The 20,316-nt window shown below is 40.2% G+C and carries 22 protein-coding genes; 10 read left to right on the top strand and 12 right to left on the bottom strand.

Features of this window, described 5'->3' with window-relative positions; translation table 11 throughout:
• The first annotated feature begins 108 nt into the window (after window positions 1-108).
• Window positions 109-2,535 carry a TonB-dependent receptor gene (locus WAO84_RS16215; RefSeq protein WP_340067132.1) on the top strand — a complete coding sequence of 809 codons (2,427 nt, stop codon included), beginning with the start codon at window positions 109-111 and terminating at the stop codon, window positions 2,533-2,535.
• Between the two features lie 42 nt (window positions 2,536-2,577).
• On the opposite strand, the gene WAO84_RS16220 is transcribed toward WAO84_RS16215, so the two are convergent.
• The gene (locus tag WAO84_RS16220) at window positions 2,578-3,033 is read right to left on the bottom strand and encodes a Rieske (2Fe-2S) protein (protein WP_340067134.1); all 456 of its coding nucleotides are present in this window, start codon (window positions 3,031-3,033) and stop codon (window positions 2,578-2,580) included.
• Window positions 3,034-3,143: 110 nt separating this feature from the next.
• Between WAO84_RS16220 and greA the strand changes: the two genes are divergently transcribed.
• Window positions 3,144-3,620, top strand: coding sequence for a transcription elongation factor GreA (greA, locus tag WAO84_RS16225; protein WP_340067136.1), 477 nt, complete (start codon window positions 3,144-3,146; stop codon window positions 3,618-3,620).
• 82 nt (window positions 3,621-3,702) lie between these two features.
• Window positions 3,703-4,095 carry an HIT family protein gene (locus tag WAO84_RS16230; RefSeq protein ID WP_340067138.1) on the top strand — a complete coding sequence of 131 codons (393 nt, stop codon included), beginning with the start codon at window positions 3,703-3,705 and terminating at the stop codon, window positions 4,093-4,095.
• On the opposite strand, the gene WAO84_RS16235 is transcribed toward WAO84_RS16230, so the two are convergent.
• Both WAO84_RS16235 and WAO84_RS16240 read right to left on the bottom strand, forming a co-directional pair.
• The gene (locus WAO84_RS16235) at window positions 4,088-4,456 is read right to left on the bottom strand and encodes a hypothetical protein (protein WP_340067139.1); all 369 of its coding nucleotides are present in this window, start codon (window positions 4,454-4,456) and stop codon (window positions 4,088-4,090) included. The two genes, WAO84_RS16230 and WAO84_RS16235, sit on opposite strands and share 8 nt — an antisense overlap.
• A 9-nt stretch (window positions 4,457-4,465) precedes the next feature.
• Window positions 4,466-5,614, bottom strand: a complete 1,149-nt coding sequence (locus WAO84_RS16240; protein ID WP_340067141.1) for a sensor histidine kinase — start codon at window positions 5,612-5,614, stop codon at window positions 4,466-4,468.
• 120 nt (window positions 5,615-5,734) lie between these two features.
• Here WAO84_RS16240 and WAO84_RS16245 point away from each other — a divergent pair, with 120 nt between their 5' ends.
• The 4 genes from WAO84_RS16245 to aat all read left to right on the top strand — a co-directional run bounded on the left by WAO84_RS16245 (window position 5,735) and on the right by aat (window position 9,310).
• Window positions 5,735-6,610, top strand: coding sequence for a flavin reductase family protein (locus tag WAO84_RS16245; RefSeq protein WP_340067143.1), 876 nt, complete (start codon window positions 5,735-5,737; stop codon window positions 6,608-6,610).
• A gap of 5 nt (window positions 6,611-6,615) precedes the next feature.
• Window positions 6,616-6,990 (top strand): DUF3127 domain-containing protein, encoded by a 375-nt coding sequence (locus WAO84_RS16250; RefSeq protein WP_340067144.1) that lies wholly within the window; start codon window positions 6,616-6,618, stop codon window positions 6,988-6,990.
• Window positions 6,991-7,081: 91 nt separating this feature from the next.
• Complete coding sequence (locus tag WAO84_RS16255) at window positions 7,082-8,461, top strand: short-chain fatty acid transporter (protein WP_340067145.1); 1,380 nt, start codon at window positions 7,082-7,084, stop codon at window positions 8,459-8,461.
• 204 nt (window positions 8,462-8,665) lie between these two features.
• Window positions 8,666-9,310, top strand: a complete 645-nt coding sequence (gene aat / locus WAO84_RS16260; protein ID WP_340067146.1) for a leucyl/phenylalanyl-tRNA--protein transferase — start codon at window positions 8,666-8,668, stop codon at window positions 9,308-9,310.
• Here aat and WAO84_RS16265 read toward each other — a convergent pair.
• The 3 genes from WAO84_RS16265 to WAO84_RS16275 are packed head-to-tail and all read right to left on the bottom strand — an operon-like array spanning window position 9,290 to window position 11,115.
• The gene (locus WAO84_RS16265) at window positions 9,290-9,931 is read right to left on the bottom strand and encodes a DUF2490 domain-containing protein (RefSeq protein WP_340067147.1); all 642 of its coding nucleotides are present in this window, start codon (window positions 9,929-9,931) and stop codon (window positions 9,290-9,292) included. The two genes, aat and WAO84_RS16265, sit on opposite strands and share 21 nt — an antisense overlap.
• 28 nt (window positions 9,932-9,959) lie before the next feature.
• Window positions 9,960-10,538: a hypothetical protein gene (locus WAO84_RS16270; RefSeq protein WP_340067148.1), complete on the bottom strand. Its 579-nt coding sequence runs from the start codon at window positions 10,536-10,538 to the stop codon at window positions 9,960-9,962.
• 1 nt (window position 10,539) lies between these two features.
• Window positions 10,540-11,115, bottom strand: coding sequence for a DNA-3-methyladenine glycosylase I (locus WAO84_RS16275; RefSeq protein ID WP_340067150.1), 576 nt, complete (start codon window positions 11,113-11,115; stop codon window positions 10,540-10,542).
• Between the two features lie 119 nt (window positions 11,116-11,234).
• On the opposite strand from WAO84_RS16275, the gene WAO84_RS16280 reads away from it, so the two are divergent.
• Window positions 11,235-11,831 carry a thioredoxin family protein gene (locus WAO84_RS16280; protein WP_340067152.1) on the top strand — a complete coding sequence of 199 codons (597 nt, stop codon included), beginning with the start codon at window positions 11,235-11,237 and terminating at the stop codon, window positions 11,829-11,831.
• Here WAO84_RS16280 and WAO84_RS16285 read toward each other — a convergent pair.
• The 5 genes from WAO84_RS16285 to WAO84_RS16305 are packed head-to-tail and all read right to left on the bottom strand — an operon-like array spanning window position 11,828 to window position 15,337.
• Window positions 11,828-12,592, bottom strand: coding sequence for a hypothetical protein (locus WAO84_RS16285; protein WP_340067153.1), 765 nt, complete (start codon window positions 12,590-12,592; stop codon window positions 11,828-11,830). The genes WAO84_RS16280 and WAO84_RS16285 overlap by 4 nt on opposite strands.
• Before the next feature lie 56 nt (window positions 12,593-12,648).
• Window positions 12,649-13,341 carry a tRNA pseudouridine(55) synthase TruB gene (gene truB / locus WAO84_RS16290; RefSeq protein WP_340067154.1) on the bottom strand — a complete coding sequence of 231 codons (693 nt, stop codon included), beginning with the start codon at window positions 13,339-13,341 and terminating at the stop codon, window positions 12,649-12,651.
• Between the two features lie 8 nt (window positions 13,342-13,349).
• Window positions 13,350-14,147 (bottom strand): undecaprenyl-diphosphate phosphatase, encoded by a 798-nt coding sequence (locus WAO84_RS16295; protein ID WP_340067155.1) that lies wholly within the window; start codon window positions 14,145-14,147, stop codon window positions 13,350-13,352.
• A gap of 7 nt (window positions 14,148-14,154) precedes the next feature.
• Window positions 14,155-14,427 carry a DUF3098 domain-containing protein gene (locus WAO84_RS16300; RefSeq protein WP_340067157.1) on the bottom strand — a complete coding sequence of 91 codons (273 nt, stop codon included), beginning with the start codon at window positions 14,425-14,427 and terminating at the stop codon, window positions 14,155-14,157.
• Between the two features lie 31 nt (window positions 14,428-14,458).
• Window positions 14,459-15,337 carry a cell division protein FtsX gene (locus WAO84_RS16305; protein WP_340067158.1) on the bottom strand — a complete coding sequence of 293 codons (879 nt, stop codon included), beginning with the start codon at window positions 15,335-15,337 and terminating at the stop codon, window positions 14,459-14,461.
• 71 nt (window positions 15,338-15,408) lie between these two features.
• On the opposite strand from WAO84_RS16305, the gene WAO84_RS16310 reads away from it, so the two are divergent.
• Together WAO84_RS16310 and leuS are read left to right on the top strand one after the other, a co-directional pair.
• A complete protein-coding gene (locus tag WAO84_RS16310; protein ID WP_340067159.1) occupies window positions 15,409-16,341 on the top strand; it encodes a ketopantoate reductase family protein in 933 nt (310 codons plus the stop codon).
• A 151-nt stretch (window positions 16,342-16,492) separates the two neighbouring features.
• A complete protein-coding gene (gene leuS / locus WAO84_RS16315) occupies window positions 16,493-19,330 on the top strand; it encodes a leucine--tRNA ligase (RefSeq protein WP_340067161.1) in 2,838 nt (945 codons plus the stop codon).
• Between the two features lie 126 nt (window positions 19,331-19,456).
• Here leuS and WAO84_RS16320 read toward each other — a convergent pair whose 3' ends face one another.
• The gene (locus WAO84_RS16320) at window positions 19,457-20,023 is read right to left on the bottom strand and encodes a fasciclin domain-containing protein (protein ID WP_340067162.1); all 567 of its coding nucleotides are present in this window, start codon (window positions 20,021-20,023) and stop codon (window positions 19,457-19,459) included.
• Window positions 20,024-20,316 lie beyond the last annotated feature (293 nt).

Raw genomic sequence — 20,316 nt, forward strand, 5'->3', positions numbered from 1 at the left:
GTTTGCAGAATACCAATTTGTTCGGTATGCCGGCTATTACCGAACAACTAAAATCATTTATTAACTTTAGAATAATCACCCCTTTTATTCGTAAACATAACTTTACGGATGAAACGTTTATTCATTTTTTTCTGCCTTTTGGCCACTGCTGTGCAATCGCAGGATTCAGCAAAATTCAAACTTTACGGTACCTTTAAAGATACATATGGAGACCCTCTTCCGGGGGTTAATATACTGCAAGAAGGTACTGCTAACGGAACACAAACCGATAAAAACGGTTATTATGAACTGTTTCTCCCGCAGGGAAACCATACTATTGTGTATAGTTTTCTTGCTCCAAAACCTTTAATACGAGAAGTTAGTATTACCAAAGATACCCGTCTCGACATTACTTTGGGAGAAAGAGATATACTGCTGGATGAGGTGCTGGTATCGGCATTACGGGTAACAGCCCAGTCGCCTGTTACTTTCACTAACCTTAGTAAAGAAGAGTTTGCTCCCCGAAACCTGGGGCAGGATATTCCCTTTATGGTAAATTTTTTGCCATCCGTAGTTACTACCAGTGACGCAGGAGCGGGAATAGGCTACACGGGCATTCGGGTTCGGGGAAGTGATGCAACCCGCGTGAATGTTACCATTAACGGAATTCCGTATAACGATGCCGAGTCTCAGGGTACTTTCTGGGTGAACCTTCCCGATTTTGCTTCTTCGGTCGAGAATTTACAGTTGCAAAGAGGAGTAGGGACCTCTACCAACGGGGCCGGCGCTTTTGGTGCCAGTCTTAACCTTCTTACGGATGCCGTGCAGGAAGAAGCCTATGGCGAAATCTCAAATTCCTTCGGAAGTTTCAACAGCAGAAAGCATACCGTTAAATTCAGTACAGGAAAACTCGGTAATCATTTTGAGCTTACCGGACGATTGTCACTTATCAAATCAGATGGTTTTGTAGAGAGGGCATCTTCAGATTTGCGTTCCTATTTTTTACAGGGTGCCTACAGTGACGAAAATACTCTTATAAAAGCACTGGTATTTGGAGGTCACGAAATCACCTATCAGGCCTGGTTTGGTGTAGATGCCGAAACATTGCAGACCAATCGCAGATTTAATCCTGCGGGACAGCAGTTTGACGATGAGGGCAACCCTACAGGCTTTTATGAAGATCAGGTAGATAATTACAAACAAGACCATGCGCAGTTACTGTGGAATGAGAAATGGAGTGATAGCTGGAGCACAAACCTTGCTTTGCACTACACATTGGGAAGAGGTTTTTTTGAAGAATATATAGATGACTGGTATCAACAAAATGTAGCTTTTGGTCCGGATGCCGATCTTGATTTTCTCGGGCTTGATCCCATTGAAGTAAACGGAGAGCCCATTACCACCACAGATAATGTGCGGCGTCGCTGGCTGGATAATGATTTTTACGGTACTACATTCTCTGCAAACTATAAAAAGGGGAAAGCCGACCTCGTTTTGGGTGGGGCCTGGAACCGTTATATAGGAGATCATTTTGGTGAACTTATATGGGCGCGTTTTGCTGTAAATTCAGAACCGTTTGATCGCCTTTATGAAAATGTGGCTTTTAAAACTGATTTTAACGTTTACGGAAAGCTCAATTACCAACTCTCTGAAAAAATATCTCTGTTTGGTGATTTGCAATGGAGGCAGGTTAATTATGAAGCCAATGGTGAATTGCTGGGGGGTGATGTCTTTTTTGTTGACGACCGTTTTAGTTTTTTTAATCCCAAAGCAGGGATTACTTATACGGTTAATACAAAGAACAATATTTATTTTTCATATGCCCGAGCCAACAGGGAACCCAACCGGTCTGATTATGAGAATGGAAACCCCAGGCCGGAAAAACTCAATGATTTTGAGTTGGGCTGGCGGTATATAACTCCTAAAGCGCAGATAAGTACTAACCTGTATTACATGCGATATAAAGATCAATTAGTACTTACGGGAGAGTTAGATAATTCAGGTTTTCCTATTAGAGCTAACAGTGGTGACAGTTACCGTTTAGGTATTGAGATTGATGCGGCTGTACAAGTTTCAGATAAGCTTGATCTAAGGCCAAATATTGCCTTGAGCAGTAATAAAAACATTGACTTTTTTTTCCAGCGAGACGGGGTACTTCAAAACTTAGGGAATACCAATATCTCCTATTCTCCTGAAATAGTAGCCGGAAATCAGCTTACCTATAGACCCCTGGAAGGCTTGCAATTATCATTTCTTTCCAAGTTTGTTGGCGAGCAGTATATGGGGAACATAGATGCTGAGAGTTCTATACTTGACAGCTATTTTGTAAACGATATAAGCATACAATACCAAACAGGTAAAATAGGCTTTTTCAGATCTATGACTTTTAGTCTTCTGGTGAACAATGTATTTGATGAGCAATTTGAATCAAACGGTTTCTTTTTTACGTTTGATGATGATTTTACCAATCCGGGAACTGTTACTACAAGAGAGGGTGCTGGGTTTTATCCACAGGCGGGTATTAACTTTCTGGCGGGTATTACCTTAAGAATGTAATATGTTTTGTGCCTTCCGGCAACAAACCCCGGAAGGCTCTTTTTAATTAAAAACGGTTATTATATTGCCATTTACCCGGGTTTGATAGTTGAGCAAACCAAAGGTGCGTTCTTCACTAACCGGTTCACTTAACAACTGGCCCGTGAACAACGTATATTCATAGCCTTCACACGAGCAAACACAATTAGTGCCTCCTTCAATGGTCATGGTTGAGCAGTTGTTAGGAGTATGATTGGGGCAGCTTGCTTCCCAGGCAAGATAGCCATTGTTTCCCAGGCCGCTACCGGCATTAATTACAAAGATACCTCTGGAGCCTACACCGGTGTTTCCTATATAAACAGCATTCCCAATAGTAGTAAGCCCACTGTAAAGCGGGAGATTTAAATTAATCTCAAAGCTAAAGGCTATTTCTCTCAGAAAAGGGTTTCGGTCCCCGCCACCTCCATTGTCACAAGATAGAACTATAGCCAAACCCAGAACCCATAAAATCTTCTTCATATTTTTATTTTGATGCAATTTACAATAAAATAGAACTTGAATAAAATTTTGTATATTTGTTTGAAATCCTCTCTTTGAGGGGATTTTTTCTATTTATAAACGATGAAGTTATGAGTAACGTATCTTATTACACAGAAGAGGGTTTAAAAAAATTGAGAGACGAACTGGATCACTTAAAAAATGTTGAAAGGCCCAGAGCCTCACAGGCAATTGCTGAAGCCAGAGATAAAGGAGATCTTTCTGAAAATGCAGAATACGATGCGGCTAAAGAAGCCCAGGGGCTTCTGGAGCTAAAAATATCGAGATTAGAAGAGACTTTAGCGGGAGCACGGTTAATAGATGAATCGCAATTAGACACCTCTAAAGCACTGGTACTCTCAACAGTACGGATAAAAAATAAAGCTAATGGTATGGAGATGAAATATACTCTGGTAGCAGAAAGTGAAGCAGATCTTAAAACAGGAAAGATATCTGTGAGTTCTCCTATCGGAAAGGGTCTCCTGGGGAAATCTGTAGGAGATTTTGCAGAGATCAAGGTTCCTAACGGCACCTTAAACTTTGAAATTCTGGAGATTACCAGAAATTAGTATCTCATACTTTTAAAAAGCGTAACCTTTTCTGTTTTTCAGAAAAGGTTTTTCTATTTTTATATCTGTTAAAATAAAAAATATGGCTACTATTTTTACCAGGATCATTAACGGGGAAATACCCTGTTATAAAATTGCAGAAGATGATAACTTTTTTTCATTTTTAGATATAAGTCCCAATGCCAGGGGGCATGCTTTATGCATACCCAAAAAAGAGGTAGATAAATTATTTGATCTTGATGATGAAACCTTCACGGGCCTGATGCAATTTTCTAAAAGAGTAGCTCATGCCATACGCACGGTAGTGCCCTGTAAGCGGGTGGGAATGGCCGTGGTAGGTCTGGAAGTTCCGCATGTACACGTACACCTTATTCCGTTAAACGATATGAAAGAGATGACATTTCAGCATAAAGTTAAAATGTCTCAGGAAGAGTTCCAGGATCTTGCATCCCGCATAGCCCGGGCCTTTACATAGAAACCTTTTCGTATCCAAACCATAAAATCAACGCAGCGGCAGTAATTACTATTAACAGTAAAATCAAAGACAAAACACTTAGCCGGAACGATGTTTTTCGGGCCACCACCGTTTTGTTATAGTAGTCAAACACACGTTCAATATCATCTGTCCAGTTTACAGGGTATATGGTAGAATCGCATTTTTTGCACCTAAGTGTAGGTGTTATTTTACCGGTTACTTTGGTGAAAAACCGGTTGCGAACAACTTTTTGATGAAAATAGAGTATCAGGTCACTATTCGAAAAGCATACCGGGCAATTATTGGAGAGTTGGTTTTCCTTTAGTAACAAAGCTTTCTCTTTAGCAGGTTTCGCAGGCATGATCTGTTTTTACATTACGGTTTTTAAAGTAATTTGCATAGTCGTTCCCTTTTTTAAGGTAGAGGAGAGTACCTTAACCTTTCCGCTGTGATAGTCTTCTACAATACGTTTTACCAGAGAAAGACCAAGCCCCCAGCCTCTCTTTTTAGAAGTAAATCCCGGCTCGAATATTTTGTTAAAATCAGCTTTGGCAATACCTTTCCCTGTATCGGTAATATGTATATGTACATGACTCTCTGCGGGAATAACACGTACAGACAGGGCTCCTTTTCCTTTCATGGCATCAATAGCGTTGATCACCATATTTTCAATGATCCAGCTATAAAGCTTCGCATTTAAATTTACAAATATGGGTTTTTCAGGGGCATGAAATTCAAAATCTATAAGTTTTGAGCTTCGGTCTCTAACATAGGTATATGCTTCGCGGGTCTCGTTTACCACATCGGTGCGGGTAAGGGTAGTTTTTGAGCCTATTTTTGAAAAGCGTTCTGTTATGATCTGAAGCCTGGCAATATCTTTTTCAATTTCAGTAGTAATGGAGGGGTCCACCCGTTCACTTTTAAGGATCTCTGCCCACCCCAGTAAAGAAGAAAGGGGAGTGCCTATTTGATGGGCGGTTTCTTTTGCCATACCGGCCCATAATTTGTTCTGTTCAGAAGCTTTAGAAGTACGATAGAAAAAATAAACCACGGCCCCGAATAAAATAATGATAAGCAGTAAGGCTAGCGGGTAGTATTTTAATTTGTTGAGTACTTCCGAATTACCATAGTATAAAGTAGCCAGTTTTTTCCCTTCATACGTAACTTCTATAGGCTTATTTTCTTTGGAAAACTGAGTAACTTTTTTGCGAATAAACAGGCTGTCTGTTTGTTTTCCTTTTTCAAAATTACTGGTAAAAACACGCCCTTCAATGTTCACCAGGATCATGGGGTTAGAATGATTAGAGGCCAGTATTTTTAGGGGGAGTTCCAGATTGCTGTTCTCCGCAGCAGTGATCACTGTTTTTTGAGCAGCAGCCCACACCTCCATTTTGGTGCGCTCTTCTTCTTTAAACTTTTGAAAAAAAGCATACGTATTCCATAATATCAGAGATACAATAGTAAATGACGAAATAATTAATATCCATCGTATGGTACCTTTTTGAGTACTCATGGGCATAAACAAAAACTTACTGCGTTAAATATAAAGTAAAAGCTTCAAAATTATTGCGTGCATACCCCAAAATGATTTTTCAGGCTCTTATAGTTTACCTATTTTTGTCATGCAAATTTTGTTAAGATGCTGTCAATAGACCCTAAAGATATTCCCACCGCAAAACTACATGGTTATTTATTGGGGGCCGTAGCTCCCAGGCCTATTGCTTTTGCAAGTACCGTTGATGAAAATGGAAGGCCTAATCTGTCACCATACAGTTTTTTCAATGTTTTTAGCTCCAATCCTCCATTAATGATCTTTTCACCTAACCGGAGGGTACGTGATAATACGACAAAACATACTCTTGAGAATGCCAAAAGAACAAAGGAAGTGGTTATAAATGTGGTTAACTACCCCATTGTTCAACAAATGTCACTCTCCAGTACCGAATATCCCGAGGGGGTTAACGAGTTTGAAAAATCGGGACTTACCATGTTGCCTTCAGAAGTTGTAAAACCTTTTAGAGTGGCGGAGTCTCCGGTACAGTTTGAATGCAGGGTTCGTGAAGTAATAGAGTTAGGAACTACCGGAGGTGCGGGGAACCTAATTCTATGTGAAGTTTTGAAAATGCATATAAACGAAGAATATCTTGATGCTAACGGAGTGATCGATCAACATAAAATAGACCTGGTAAGTCGTATGGGCGGTAACTGGTACTGCCGGGCCAATATGGGAATGTTTGAAGTGCCCAAACCACTGTCTTCCCTGGGGATAGGGGTAGATGCCATACCCATGCACATACGAAACAGCAAAGTGCTTACCGGAAATGATCTGGGAATACTTGGTAATGTAGATAAATTACCTACTGAAGAAGAAGTACGGGCTTTCGTAAATAACTCTATGGAAACACGAGCTGTACTAAGTACAGAAGATGAGGAAGCTATTCATCAAAAAGCAAAAGAATTTTTAAACAATGAAGAAGTGCTTTCTGCATGGAAAGTGCTGCTGGCAAAACACTAACAGATATGGAAGTAGAAGGTAAAATAAAAATGATTGATGAAACCAAAACATATGGAAGTAATGGTTTCAGAAAAAGAGAAGTAGTTGTTACTACCGAAGAGCAATATCCGCAACACCTGTTAATAGAGTTTGTACAGGATAAGTGCGACCTTTTGAATAATTTTCAGGTAGGGCAACCTGTAAAAATAAGTATCAACTTAAGAGGAAGAGAGTGGGTAAATCCCCAGGGAGAAACCAAATACTTCAACTCTATTCAGGGATGGAGGATCGAAAGCCTTCAGGCCGATACATCACAACCTACCCAGGAAGTACCTCCTATGGATGCTTTTGAACCGGCAAACGATTTTAAAGAAGAAGATTATGACGATCTTCCTTTTTAAAAAAGTTACAGCCTGAATAAGATAGAAAAGAGAGGCGGCACCTCTCTTTTTTTATTTTATCGAATACGAAGGGTACAGTAAAACCAAAAATATGCGACTTACAAATGCGGTAGAATCCCTTTTTAAAAAGTACCTCCCTTCTCCGTTTACCATTGCAGTATTGTTAACACTGTTTACAATGGTGATGGCCTTTTTCTTTACCTCATCTCCCGAAGGCGAGAGCCATATAGTGACTATCCTGAAATATTGGGAAAACGGGGTTTGGAATAATGCACTGCTTGTATTTGCCTATCAAATGATGCTTATTCTGGTGTTAGGGCATGTTCTGGTGTTAAGTATTCCGGTAAACAAACTTATCCAGGCACTGGTAAAACATGTGCATAGTACCGCCGGCGCTGCTGTATTGGTAAGTGTCACTACCATGCTGGTTTCTTTTTTTAACTGGGGGCTGGGACTCATTTTCGGCGCTATTATGGCCCGAAAGGTAGCCGAGTATGCTCATAAAAACCAGATCCCCATTAATTATCCTCTAATCGGAGCATCAGGGTATGTAGGATTAATGGTATGGCACGGAGGCATTAGTGGCTCTGCTCCGCTTAAAGTGGCTGAAAAAGGACATCTAGCCCAGCTTATGCAATCCGTAACATCACCGGAGATCGTTGCTCGCCTTCCAGATGTTATTGCCACGCAAGAAACAGTATTTAGTTGGTGGAACCTTTTTATCTTTGGTATTATACTTGTGGTGATCCCTTTTATCCTTTACCGTATAGGTAGAAAGGTAAAACCAACCCCTATTGATCTTGAACCTTATGAAATTTCGCGAGATAAAGAGCATAAACCCGTAGGCTCGGAAAAGATGGACCGTTCTCTGTGGCTGGCTGTAATTTTTGGATCACTCATTTTACTGGCTTTTGTTTTTCAATACCACTCGCTTCTGGCCGGTTTTACCATTACTCCCAATATGCTTAATTTTTTTATGCTGGGACTGGCCATATTGTTACATGGCAATTTTAAAAGGTTTCTCAGGGCTTTGGAAGAGGCCATTAAAGGAACATCGGGAATACTTATACAGTTTCCCTTGTATTTTGGAATTATGGGTATAATGGGCGGCAGTGGTATGGTGAATGTAATTTCCGGTTTTTTCGTGTCTGTTAGTAATGAAGTAACCTTACCGGTTTTTACGTTTCTCAGTGGTGCTCTGGTAAACATTTTTGTGCCCAGCGGAGGGGGCCAGTGGGCCGTTCAGGGACCTATTGTCATAGAATCTGCTCTTGCATTGGGAGTACCTTTGCCTAAAGCGGTCATGGCACTTTCATACGGAGACCAGATTACCAATATGCTACAGCCCTTCTGGGCGCTGCCCCTTTTGGGGATTACCCGCCTCAAGGCAAGAGAAATACTCCCATATACTGTTATTTTGATGGTTGTAGGAGGGGCGATCTATATAGGAGGATTGTTGCTGCTGGCTTAAATAAAAAAGCTCCGACAGGCTGTATCGGAGCTTAATGTTGTGGTTTTAGGTTTTGTCTTTACAACAAACTCAAAAAGCAATGATGAAAAATAAATTGAAGTGTAAAGACATAACACAAATTTGAATAAAAAAAATAACATAACAAAGAAATACAAGTGTTTTTTTAGTGCTTACATGAGCATTATCATTTTTTAATTGGTCTCTATGTTTTTTTTAACCGACAAACTGGAATTTCCTCCTGCACAAAGTGCTTCTCCGGAAGGTATTGTAGCCGTGGGCGGTGATCTTTCACCTGAAAGAATATTGCTGGCTTATAAAAAAGGTATATTTCCATGGTTTGAAGATGATGCCCTTATCTTATGGTGGAGTCCTGATCCCCGTATGGTATTGTTTCCTCAAAAGTTGAAAATCTCATCGAGTATGCAAAGAATATTGAAAAAAAGGGTTTTTACGATTACCTATAACCGTTGTTTTGATGAGGTTATTGAGAACTGTGCCCAAATATCACGAAAAGACCAGTCAGGGACCTGGATCACTCGTGAAATGATAAAATCGTTTAAAGAGCTTCACAAATTAGGGCATGCTATCTCAGTTGAGGTGTGGCAAAATGAGAAGCTTGTAGGAGGGTTGTATGGCATAGACCTGGGATCTGTTTTTTGTGGAGAAAGTATGTTCTCCAAAGTAAATAATGCATCAAAAGCCGGATTTATATGGTTGGTACAAAAACTGGAAAGAAAACAATACAGGCTTATAGATTGCCAGGTATATACCCCTCATCTGGCCAGTTTTGGCGCCGAGAACATTTCCCGGAAAGCGTTTCTCAATATTTTACAGGGAAAAGATAAGTGAAGAAAGCAGAAAAGCTACGTGGTCTTTTCCGTTAGTATAATCTTCAATACGGTACTCTATACCTGTTTGAAACCGTAACTCCTTGGCAAGAAGCCATCCCATTTGAATAGTAACCCTTTGGTCGTACTCAGGAGAAATATCACCAGCTACACTTAAAAGGGCTTCTGTAGATGCAACTACATAAGCTTCACCTACATCGGTGGTTTGACCATTCAAAGGGCTGTCTATTGCAAATCGATAACGGAAACGGTGAACCGTTCTTTCAGAAGTAATGCGTTGCTCAGCACGAATACGGTGTCCAAAACGTATATGTAGGGGCCGGTATGCATAATTAAACTGTTGGGTTAACCGCAATTCGTCACTTCTCCCGTTGTCAAACTCTTCTCTAAAACGGTACATAATACCAAAACTGGCATCTACATTTCTGGAGAGTTTAAAACCTGAGAAATGAGACACATCTATTTGCCGAACATCAAATACGGTGTTACCCTCTTTACGGATAAAACTTCTTTTACGTACACTGAAATTGTGTTTGTAGCCTTCTTTTACCTTGTAATTAACAGCCACTTCAGGTTCCCAGAAACCGGTAAGGTCTGATTGTCCCTGGACTTTAATGATCATAAATAAGAAGAAGGTAAAGAGAACTCTTTTAATAACGTACATGGTCATAGCTGCTCACAAAACTTCGCTCGGATACAAAATCACCCTGATGGTCAAAAGTGAACTCTGCCCTTCCTGAAGTGTCTTTTTTGGAAATCCAAATAACCATTTCGTAATTAATAAATTCAAAAGAATGATCATTTAAAGCACTTTCTAATACATCTGCACTATTGATATCCGAAGTGTTTACATATTGTTTTTGAATGCGTTCAATGTGATATTTTCGCGTATTTTTTTTCAGATAGGCTTGGATTTTTTCCATAGTGTTAACAGGCACCTCTTCTTTGCTTATGAGCACTTCTACATCTTCCAGATCCCCTGTTTTGCTAAACTCTACACTGTACCTCCGCTCTTTTAATTTAAACTTGGCCTCATAACTCATTTTGAGGCTATCGGTTTCTCTGTAATATTTAAGGTTTTTGGGGTTCTTAATGTGATCACGTAACAATTGCAGGGCTATTTTAGGAAAGACATTTTCCCGAATACGCTCCTCTTTTTCATTTTTTTGTTGTGCATTGCCTAGGTTACAAAAACACAGAATACCGAAAAGCAAAGTTATTCTTTTCATGTCATGCTATTTTTTTTATTTCTTCGTATCTGAAACAACCCGTTTCATGGTCATTTACCATACCTGTTGCTTGCATATGGGCATAAACTACAGTACTTCCCACAAATTTAAAACCCTGTTTTTTGAGGTCTTTACTAAGTGTATCAGATATGTGGGTACGTGCCGGGGCGTCTTTATAATGCGCAAAACGGTTTTGAACGGGTTTCCCGTTTACAAAAGACCAGATATACTTGCTAAAACTCCCGTGAGTTTCCTGTATTTTCATAAAAGCCTGGGCATTGGTGATAGTAGCCTTTATTTTGAGTTTATTTCGAATAATACCCGGATCTTCCAAAAGTTCCAGATACTTGGCTTCCGTATAGTTGGCTATTTTTTTATAGTCAAAATTGTCAAAAGCCGCTCTGAAGTTCTCTCTTTTCCGCAAAACAGTAATCCAGCTTAACCCTGCCTGAAAAGTCTCCAGCATCAGAAATTCAAAAATTGTATCATCATCATAAACAGGTACACCCCATTCATGGTCATGATACGCTTCATATAAGGTGTCTCCCTCGCACCAGCCACATCTGTGTATTTTCATTAGGCCAGGATTTAAGATAAAATATCAGGTTGTAAGTTTTACTTAAAACGACTACTAAGGTACTAAGACTTATAGCTATAATTTCTATTTTTAGAACTATTTTTGATAAAATTAATAATATGATCACATACCCCGAAATACAGGAGAGCATACAGAATGCCATGAGCTATGAAACCTATAAAAAGCTTGTGTCTGCAATGATTTCAAAAGGGTTATCAACCGGAGCAGAACAAAGCGAAGCCCTGAGTAATTATACCATACTAAATGAAAGGAGAATGCAGCGTTGGGATAAGGTTTTAAAAATTTCTGATCCCGTACGTGAAAAAATAGAGAGTTTTCAGGGGAATGTCACCTGGCTGGTGCTTACCGAGAGCTGGTGTGGTGATGCGGCTCATGCTATTCCCGTTATAGGTAAACTGGCCTCCCTTAATAAAGGTATTACCTTTAAACTGGTATTGCGGGATGAGAATGATGCATTGATGCAACGATATCTTACCAATGGCGGGCGGGCGATCCCGAAACTGCTGGTCATTGATAATACGACAGCAGAGGTTATGAACACCTGGGGCCCAAGACCATCAACAGCAACGCGTATGGTAGATGAATTTAAAAAAGAGTATGGTGCACTTACACCGGAATTTAAGAAAGAACTCCAATTGTGGTACAATAAAGACAAAGGGCAAACCATTGCCCGGGATCTTTCAGAGTTGCTCTAATGATTTTGAAACAAATAAGTGATAGAACCCAGTTGCTGGGGGGTACTTCCCGATTCAAACTTAGATCGCAATGCATAAGCAATAGCATTATCTATAAGGCAACCATTGGTTGATGTGGAACTGGCTTTATTGAAGTAGGCTTCGGTTACATTTCCTGAGGCATCTACCTTTATGTTGATTACAATTTTCCCGTTTTCTTCACAGGTATAAATAGGATTGGCAAGTTTTAAATGCATGCGGTCTTTTAAGGAGTAGGATATAGTGGTATTACGTCTAAAAACATTCGATTTTTTAAGGTCTTTAGATGTATCATCCCCCCGGGAAGCTTCGGCACGCTCCTTTTTCTCTGCTTTGGCCTCCATACCCGTGTTACCGGAAGAGGTGAGGTAACGATCGTTTTCATTGTTGGTAACGTCTTCTTCACTGTTATTAGATTTGCTGTCATCAGAACTTTTATCCCGGGCATCGTTGTTTTTAGCCTCTTCTCTAAGTTCATCCAGTGTTTTAAAAGTTTCCAGCTCCTTATCAAAACGGCTTTTTACAGCTTCATTGTAAGCCATATGTGTTTTTGCAATATCCTGTTGCTGTGTTTGCTCGTCCAGTAATTTGAGTTCTTCTTCAAGCTTTTCATCTACAACCATTTCAAAAAGGTATTCAGGCTCCTGCATTCCGCTCATTTGAATATTGAATACGGTAAGCGTAACTATACTCATGATGAGAAAAGTAATAATAAATGATAATTGACGGCTATTGAGGTCCATACACTAGTAACTCTTTTGGGGCTAAATTATTTTAAATATAAAAATAAGAATTAAATTTAATCATGTAATTGGTTTTCAAATTCTTCCGGAGATATAGCATTAATTACGTGAAAACTCCCTATTTTGGTTCTTCTCAATTTTGACAAATGTGCTCCGGAGGCTAATGCTTTTCCAAGATCATGGGCCAAAGACCGTATATATGTACCTTTACTGCAAATTACCCTAAAATCTATTTCCGGAAGCGCTATGCGTGTTATCTCAAACTCATGAATCGTTACCTGCCTGGGTTCGAGGGAGACATCTTTTCCTTTGCGTGCGTATTCATATAACCGTTTCCCGTCTTTTTTAAGAGCAGAGAATACAGGAGGTAACTGTTGTATAGTGCCTGTAAACAAATTTACGGCTTCATGGATCATGGCTTCCGTAATATGGTCAACGGGAAAAGTGTGATCTGGTAAAGTTTCCAGATCATACGAAGGAGTTGTACTACCCAGTGTAAATGTTCCCGTGTATTCTTTCTGAAGCCCTTGGAGATCAGGTATTTTTTTAGTGAACTTTCCCGTACAAATTACTAATAGCCCGGTAGCCAGAGGATCTAGCGTACCGGCATGGCCCACTTTAATTTTTTTAAGATTGAATTTTTTGCGAATGGCCCACTTCACTTTGTTAACCGCCTGAAAAGAAGACCAGGTTAAGGGCTTATCTATTAAAACAATCTGTCCTTCTTTAATGTTATTCTCGGTGTACATTAGTGGGGTTAACTATTGAAAAATGCAAAAACGATAGCAGCTACACCCACTGTTAAACAATACACAGCAAACCAGGTTAGTTTACTCTTTTTAACCAGTTGTATCATCCAGGTGCAGGCGGCCAGCCCAGAAATAAAAGCGGCTGTAAATCCAAGTGCCATGGGGGTAAATTGGCTACTTTCTAACGAAAGTTCTCCTTCCATCAGGTTTTTGGCAATACTCCCAAAAATAAGTGGTACCACCATTAAAAAAGAGAAACGGGCCGCTTTGGTTTTATCTATTCCCAGTAAAACCGATGTAGAGATGGTAGCACCACTTCTGGAAATACCCGGTAAAATAGCAATAGCCTGAGAAAGACCTATGATAAAAGCATTGTAATACGTAACATTTTTGGTAGTGTCTTTTGCTCTGTCTGCCAGAAAAAGAAGCAAAGCTGTGATGATAAGCATAAAACCTACCAATTGTATGTTCTCACCAAACAATTTTTCAAGTTCGGTTTCAAAAAATATCCCGACAAAGGTAGCAGGAACCATAGAAACGATAATTTTAAGCGAAAAAATGGTTTGCTCGTTCCATGCAAACTGAAAGAGCCCTTTCAAAATATCTATTACCTCTTTACGAAAAACGACCAGAGTACTTAAAGCCGTGGCAAAATGAAGTACGATAGTGAAGAGTAAACTTTCTTTGGGAATAGAATCTTCCCCAAGGAGTGCTTTTCCCAATTCCAGATGACCGCTGGAAGAAACGGGTAAGAATTCTGTAAGCCCCTGAATGATACCGAGGATAATTGCGTCAATGTTATCCATAGGGTACTTAGGCGTCTTTTTTCTTATCCGGATTCAGAAGGATAGCATAAACTTCAATCGCAAAACCTATTAAAACCAGTGTAGGTGCGAGACGTATTCTTCTAAAATTAAAGATCTCCGGATTAAAAACATTGGGATCATCTACACCGCCACCACTCATAAGAAGGAACCCGATCGTAATAAATGCGAGTCCTATGAACATAAACAGGTAATTCTTTCTTTTAAAAATGAACTCCGGCTTAGCTGATGCTGGTGGTTTTTGTGCTTTATTTTTTTTCATAATATCTATGTACAGGTGCTATACTGCTTTTTTAATAATACAAATCATCTGTTCTTAAATTCAGGAACCTCTGTGTGGCAAAAAAAGTACTTATCCAGGTAATGACGACTCCCAACACAAAAATACCGGTAAATATAAAAACAAGCAAAATAGGGTCCTGTAATAAATTAAGTTCAGAAAAATACATGTCCAGATAATACAATATAGCCGCCAGGGCTATTAATGCCAGCGTAGCCCCTATCATGCCCAGTTGTATACTTTTAAGAATAAAAGGTTTTCGTATAAAACTTTTGGTAGCACCCACCATTTGCATAGTTTTAATAATAAAACGTCTGGAATAAATAGACAGGCGAATAGAGCTGTTAATAAGCAATACGGCAATAATGGTAAATACCCCGCTAATGATAAGTATCCATACCCCTACTTTTTTCACATTATCATTAAGAAGGGAGATTAAAGGTTTATCATACGACACTTCAGATACATATTCCTTAGAGCTGATATCCTGAGCTATCTGCTCCAGTTGTTCAGGTGCTACGTATGTCGCATTAAGATATAGGTCTATTGAGTTTTGGAGCGGGTTATAGCCCAGATATTCCATAAAATTTTCCCCGATCTCAACACTGTGTTCCTCGGCAGCGGTTTCTTTTGATATAAAAGTCACAGATTTTGTATATTCGGCAAGTGCAAGGGTTTTTTGAAGTTGATTGATCTCTACTTCCTTGGCATTGTCCTTAATAAAAATGGAAATGGCAACCTGCTCTTTAAAGTGATCGGCCAGTTTTTTGGTGTTGAGCACCAGCAGTGCTAGTACTCCCAAAAGGAATAGTACAAGTGCAATGCTAAGCGTGACCGAAAAGTAAGAGGAGATCAGTTTTCTTCGCTGGTACTTTTCAAAAGATTTGCTCATATCTTTAGTCCTGCATAAGTTTTGTGTAAAAGTACTAAAGTAAATCTATTTAATAACTATAAGAACTGTTAATGCGAATTGTTGTTTATGGAATAGGCGGTGTAGGCGGATATTTTGGCGGGAAGCTGGCGAAATCGGGAGTGCATATCACATTTATTGCCAGGGGAGAACACTTACATGCCATCACAACTTCAGGTTTGCAGGTTCGCAGTATCTATGGAGATTTTATAGCCTATCCTGATAAGGTTACTGCTAACATTGCAGAAGTTCAAAGCCCTGACCTTATACTTTTGGCAGTAAAAACATGGCAATTAGAAGAAGTTGCCAGATCCATACAACCGCATCTGGAAGATCACACCCTGGTAATGCCTCTCCAAAATGCTGTTAATAACATAGAAAAATTGCAAAGCATACTTCCGCCAAACCAAATACTGGGAGGGCTCTGTCGCATTATTAGTTTTGTGGAAGGTCCCGGGCGCATATGGCACAAAGCTTTTCATCCGCAAATACTCTTTGGGGAGGTTAACAATGAAAAAACCAAAAGAATTGCAGAGGTACAGAAAGCATTTAATACAGCAGGTATTGATAACAAGATCCCAGATAATATACAATTGGCCATATGGCAAAAGTTCCTTTTTATTGCTACCCTTAGCGGGTTAGGAGCACTTACACGTGCAGAAATTGGGGTTATGCGAAGTACACCACAGGTGCGGGAACTCATGTTACAGGTAGCAGGAGAGATCTGTTTGCTGGCAAGAGCTAAAGGAATAGGGTTAAACGAGCAAGATGTAGCCCGGGTAATGGCAACTATTGATAAGCAGGACCCGCATACTACCGCATCTATGCAACGTGACCTTATGGAAGGTCGGCCTTCAGAACTGGAAGATTTTAACGGGTATATAGTTAAAGAAGCCAGTAGGTGGAAAGTGCCGGTTCCCGTAAATCAGTTTATATACAGTTGCCTTCTGCCTATGGAATTAAAGGCCAGGCAACCCAACCCGTAAGTTCCAGGTATTTTTTGTCTGCCCTTTTAAACGTTTCCTTGCTAAAACGCAACAGCGAAGCTTTTCCCTTTCAGTCATTAACACTATTTTTGCGGCTTATTAGTAAGTTGACCGGCAAAAATATGTGCCGTTTTGAAAACAAACTATCCCTATGAAGTACCTTTTTAATGAGATCGAACAAAAATGGCAGCAATACTGGGCCAAAAACCATACGTTTAAAGCAGAGGACCGCTCTGAAAAGCCCAAATTTTATGTTCTCGATATGTTTCCGTATCCCTCAGGGGCCGGCCTGCATGTAGGACACCCGCTGGGGTATATTGCCAGTGATATCTATGCACGATTTAAAAGGCATGAGGGATATAATGTACTTCATCCGCAGGGATATGATTCCTTTGGGCTTCCTGCCGAACAATACGCGATACAAACCGGACAGCATCCGGCGATCACCACTGAAACCAATATCAAAAGATATCGGGAGCAGCTAGATAAAATGGGCTTTTCTTTTGACTGGAGCCGTGAGTTGCGAACTTCAGATCCTTCGTATTACCAATGGACACAATGGATATTTATTCAGCTTTTCGAATCATGGTACAATATAGAATCTGACACCGCAGCGCCCATTGCAGATTTGATACACATATTTGAAGAAACCGGTAATACGCAAGTACAAGCTGTTTGTGATGAAAATGTAAAACCCTTTACATCAGAACAATGGCGTGCATACAGTGAAGAAGAAAAAGAAAACATACTTCTTAAATACCGTCTTACCTACCTGGCAGAAGCCGAGGTAAACTGGTGTCCCGCCCTGGGTACCGTTCTTGCCAATGATGAAGTGGTAAACGGTGTTTCCGAAAGGGGGGGGTACCCCGTAATACGGAAAAAAATGACCCAGTGGAGCATGCGTATAACTGCATATGCTGAGCGATTGCTTAAGGGGCTTGATACCATAGATTGGCCGGAGCCGCTTAAAGAGAGTCAGCGTAACTGGATAGGCCGTTCCAAAGGAGCTTCCGTACGTTTTCAGTTAGATGGATCTGAGGCCGATATAGAAGTGTTCACTACCCGCCCCGATACTATTTTTGGAGTAACCTTTATGACCCTTGCACCCGAGCACGAGCTGGTTAGTAAAATTACCACAGATGCGCAGAGAGAAGCAGTGAACGCTTATGTAGAAGCTACAGCCAGACGAAGCGAGCGCGAACGTATGGCAGATGTAAAAAGCATATCGGGCGTCTTTACGGGAGCATATGCATTGCACCCGTTTACCGGAGATAAAATACCGGTCTGGATAGGAGACTATGTGCTGGCGGGTTACGGTACGGGAGCGGTAATGGCCGTACCTTGCGGAGACCAGCGCGATCATGATTTTGCCAATTATTTTGCAGGTGAACCGGGAATGCCCCCTGTCAAAAATATTTTTAAAGGAGTAGATGTCACAGAAGAGGCATTTAATGATAAGGAAACTACCATTATTGCCAATTCCGATTTTCTCAACGGTTTGGCGTATGAAGAAGCCACGCAAAAAGCGATTGAAAAATTGGAGGCCCTTGGGCGCGGAGAAGGTAAAATCAATTATCGCCTTCGCGATGCCGTATTTAGCAGGCAGCGTTATTGGGGAGAGCCCTTTCCTGTATATTACGTGAACGGAATGCCCCGTACCATAGCTTTTGAGCATTTGCCACTCGAGCTACCGGAAGTAGAAAAATATCTGCCAACAGAAACGGGAGAGCCTCCCCTGGGCAATGCTGAGATATGGGCATGGGATACCCGTAAAAACAAAGTGGTACAAAATACACTAATTAATGAAAAAGAAGGAGTGTATCCGCTTGAGCTCAATACTATGCCCGGATGGGCGGGCAGTTCATGGTACTTTAACCGATATATGGACCCGCATAATCCTGAACAATTCGTATCACAGGAAGCAGTCAATTACTGGAAAGATGTAGATTTGTACATAGGGGGCAGCGAGCATGCAACCGGACATTTGTTGTACAGCCGTTTCTGGCAAAAATTCTTATTTGACAGGGGTTGGGTACCTGTAGAGGAATATGCCCGAAAGCTTATTAATCAGGGAATGATTTTGGGTACCAGTGCTTTTGTGTACCGTATAAGCGGAAGCAATAAACTGGTTTCAAAAGGTTTAAAAGATGCCTATACTACCGAAGCGATCCATGCAGATATCACATTTGTCAATTCATCTGATGAACTGGATATAGACGCCTTTAAAAAATGGCGGCCTGAATTTGCCAATGCCGAGTTCTTATTAGAGAATGGAAGGTACATAGTAGGGCGTGAACCGGAGAAGATGTCAAAGTCCAAATACAATGTGGTAAATCCAGATGATATTTGCGAACAGTATGGTGCAGATACCCTTCGTTTGTACGAAATGTTTCTTGGGCCTCTGGAACAGGCAAAACCCTGGAATACTTCCGGTATTAGCGGTGTGTTCGGATTTTTGAAAAAACTCTGGAAATTGTATCACAATAGTCCTGACGGTAGTTTTTCAGTTTCAGAAGAAGCTCCTCCTGCGGCTGCTTTAAAAACCCTTCATAAAACCATCAAAAAGGTAAAAGAAGATATTGAAAACTTCTCCTTTAATACATCGGTGAGTTCTTTTATGATCGCGGTTAATGAACTTACTGCACAAAAATGTAATCACAGGGCTATTTTAGAACCGCTGGCCATAACCATTTCACCTTATGCACCACACATAGCCGAAGAGCTCTGGGAAAAACTCGGACATGAAAAGACCATAGCCTACGAAACATTCCCGGCATACGATGAAAAATACCTGGTAGAAAGTACCAAAGAATATCCCGTATCTTTTAATGGAAAAATGCGTTTTAAAATAGAACTTTCACTGGATCTCGATATTGCACAAGTAGAGAAGGCTGTACTGGAAGATGAGCGCACCCAGAAACAGTTGAACGGACGAACCCCTAAAAAAGTAATAGTGGTTCATGGAAAAATCGTGAATGTAGTGGGCTAACAAATGATTATTGGCCATAAGAGAACGTACAGGGCAAAAACCGGATGTCCGGGCTTTTTTTATAAAAATAAAAACCGTTACTAATCGAGTAACGGTTTTTAAATAATGTGATGGGTGCTTTACTTTTTATTTAGGCATTACTACCGTATCAATAGCATGTATCACCCCGTTAGATGCTTCTACATCCGTAATAACTACTGTAGAATAATTGCCTTTCTCATCTTTTAAAACTACATTTTCGCCTTTTAAAGATGCTACCAGCTTACCCCCCTGTACAGTAGTAATCGTAAAACTACCCTTGTTAGCCTTAATGGCTGCAACTACATCGGCAGCTTTAAATGTGCCGGCAACCACATGATAGGTAAGGATAGCCGTAAGAGTACCTTTGTTTTCTGGTTTAAGAAGATTGGCTACAGTACCTTCCGGTAATTTGTCAAAAGCAGCATTGGTAGGTGCAAATACAGTAAAGGGCCCCTCACCGCTTAATGTTTGCACCAGCTCCGCTGCTTTAACAGCGGCTACCAGTGTAGAAAAATCCTCATTACCTGCTGCTACCTCCACAATGTTAGGGTTTACTGCAGTTTCTGCCTTTTCAGTTTCAGTTTTTTTGTCATTACCGTTGGTGTTGGCAAATGTTGTTGCAAATACCATTGCAGATAATGCAAAAGCCGTGGTTAAAGTCTTTAATTTCATTTTTAAATGGTTTTAATTTTTTCTAAAGGTATGGCAAGCATTTATCAAAGCATTCTTTTTTTGTTTAAACTTTCGTTAAAAAAGATAAACAAAATATTAAAACCTTTTATTCACCGGGTTTAACAGATATGATCTAACAGTATCAATTTGGATATTACCGAAAGAAATATCTTCATTTTCAGGTAAATAGTACTAAAAAAATGATTAAAGTGAACCCGAGAGTAGCGTATGCCTGCCCGGATAGCTTCTTAGAAATTAAGAAAATATTTATATTAGTAATAGGATAATATTAC

It is taken from the genome of Ascidiimonas aurantiaca (assembly GCF_037646345.1).
GTDB classification, from domain to species: Bacteria; Bacteroidota; Bacteroidia; order Flavobacteriales; family Flavobacteriaceae; genus Ascidiimonas; species Ascidiimonas aurantiaca.

Excerpts from the sequence above, each read along its gene's own strand:
- WAO84_RS16215 (WP_340067132.1), top strand. The coding sequence starts at position 109 with ATGAAACGTTTATTCATTTTTTTCTGCCTTTTGGCCACTGCTGTGCAA.
- WAO84_RS16220 (WP_340067134.1), bottom strand. The coding sequence starts at position 3,033 with ATGAAGAAGATTTTATGGGTTCTGGGTTTGGCTATAGTTCTATCTTGT.
- greA (WP_340067136.1), top strand. The coding sequence starts at position 3,144 with ATGAGTAACGTATCTTATTACACAGAAGAGGGTTTAAAAAAATTGAGA.
- WAO84_RS16230 (WP_340067138.1), top strand. The coding sequence starts at position 3,703 with ATGGCTACTATTTTTACCAGGATCATTAACGGGGAAATACCCTGTTAT.
- WAO84_RS16235 (WP_340067139.1), bottom strand. The coding sequence starts at position 4,456 with ATGCCTGCGAAACCTGCTAAAGAGAAAGCTTTGTTACTAAAGGAAAAC.
- WAO84_RS16240 (WP_340067141.1), bottom strand. The coding sequence starts at position 5,614 with ATGCCCATGAGTACTCAAAAAGGTACCATACGATGGATATTAATTATT.
- WAO84_RS16245 (WP_340067143.1), top strand. The coding sequence starts at position 5,735 with ATGCTGTCAATAGACCCTAAAGATATTCCCACCGCAAAACTACATGGT.
- WAO84_RS16250 (WP_340067144.1), top strand. The coding sequence starts at position 6,616 with ATGGAAGTAGAAGGTAAAATAAAAATGATTGATGAAACCAAAACATAT.
- WAO84_RS16255 (WP_340067145.1), top strand. The coding sequence starts at position 7,082 with ATGCGACTTACAAATGCGGTAGAATCCCTTTTTAAAAAGTACCTCCCT.
- aat (WP_340067146.1), top strand. The coding sequence starts at position 8,666 with ATGTTTTTTTTAACCGACAAACTGGAATTTCCTCCTGCACAAAGTGCT.
- WAO84_RS16265 (WP_340067147.1), bottom strand. The coding sequence starts at position 9,931 with ATGATCATTAAAGTCCAGGGACAATCAGACCTTACCGGTTTCTGGGAA.
- WAO84_RS16270 (WP_340067148.1), bottom strand. The coding sequence starts at position 10,538 with ATGAAAAGAATAACTTTGCTTTTCGGTATTCTGTGTTTTTGTAACCTA.
- WAO84_RS16275 (WP_340067150.1), bottom strand. The coding sequence starts at position 11,115 with ATGAAAATACACAGATGTGGCTGGTGCGAGGGAGACACCTTATATGAA.
- WAO84_RS16280 (WP_340067152.1), top strand. The coding sequence starts at position 11,235 with ATGATCACATACCCCGAAATACAGGAGAGCATACAGAATGCCATGAGC.
- WAO84_RS16285 (WP_340067153.1), bottom strand. The coding sequence starts at position 12,592 with ATGGACCTCAATAGCCGTCAATTATCATTTATTATTACTTTTCTCATC.
- truB (WP_340067154.1), bottom strand. The coding sequence starts at position 13,341 with ATGTACACCGAGAATAACATTAAAGAAGGACAGATTGTTTTAATAGAT.
- WAO84_RS16295 (WP_340067155.1), bottom strand. The coding sequence starts at position 14,147 with ATGGATAACATTGACGCAATTATCCTCGGTATCATTCAGGGGCTTACA.
- WAO84_RS16300 (WP_340067157.1), bottom strand. The coding sequence starts at position 14,427 with ATGAAAAAAAATAAAGCACAAAAACCACCAGCATCAGCTAAGCCGGAG.
- WAO84_RS16305 (WP_340067158.1), bottom strand. The coding sequence starts at position 15,337 with ATGAGCAAATCTTTTGAAAAGTACCAGCGAAGAAAACTGATCTCCTCT.
- WAO84_RS16310 (WP_340067159.1), top strand. The coding sequence starts at position 15,409 with ATGCGAATTGTTGTTTATGGAATAGGCGGTGTAGGCGGATATTTTGGC.
- leuS (WP_340067161.1), top strand. The coding sequence starts at position 16,493 with ATGAAGTACCTTTTTAATGAGATCGAACAAAAATGGCAGCAATACTGG.
- WAO84_RS16320 (WP_340067162.1), bottom strand. The coding sequence starts at position 20,023 with ATGAAATTAAAGACTTTAACCACGGCTTTTGCATTATCTGCAATGGTA.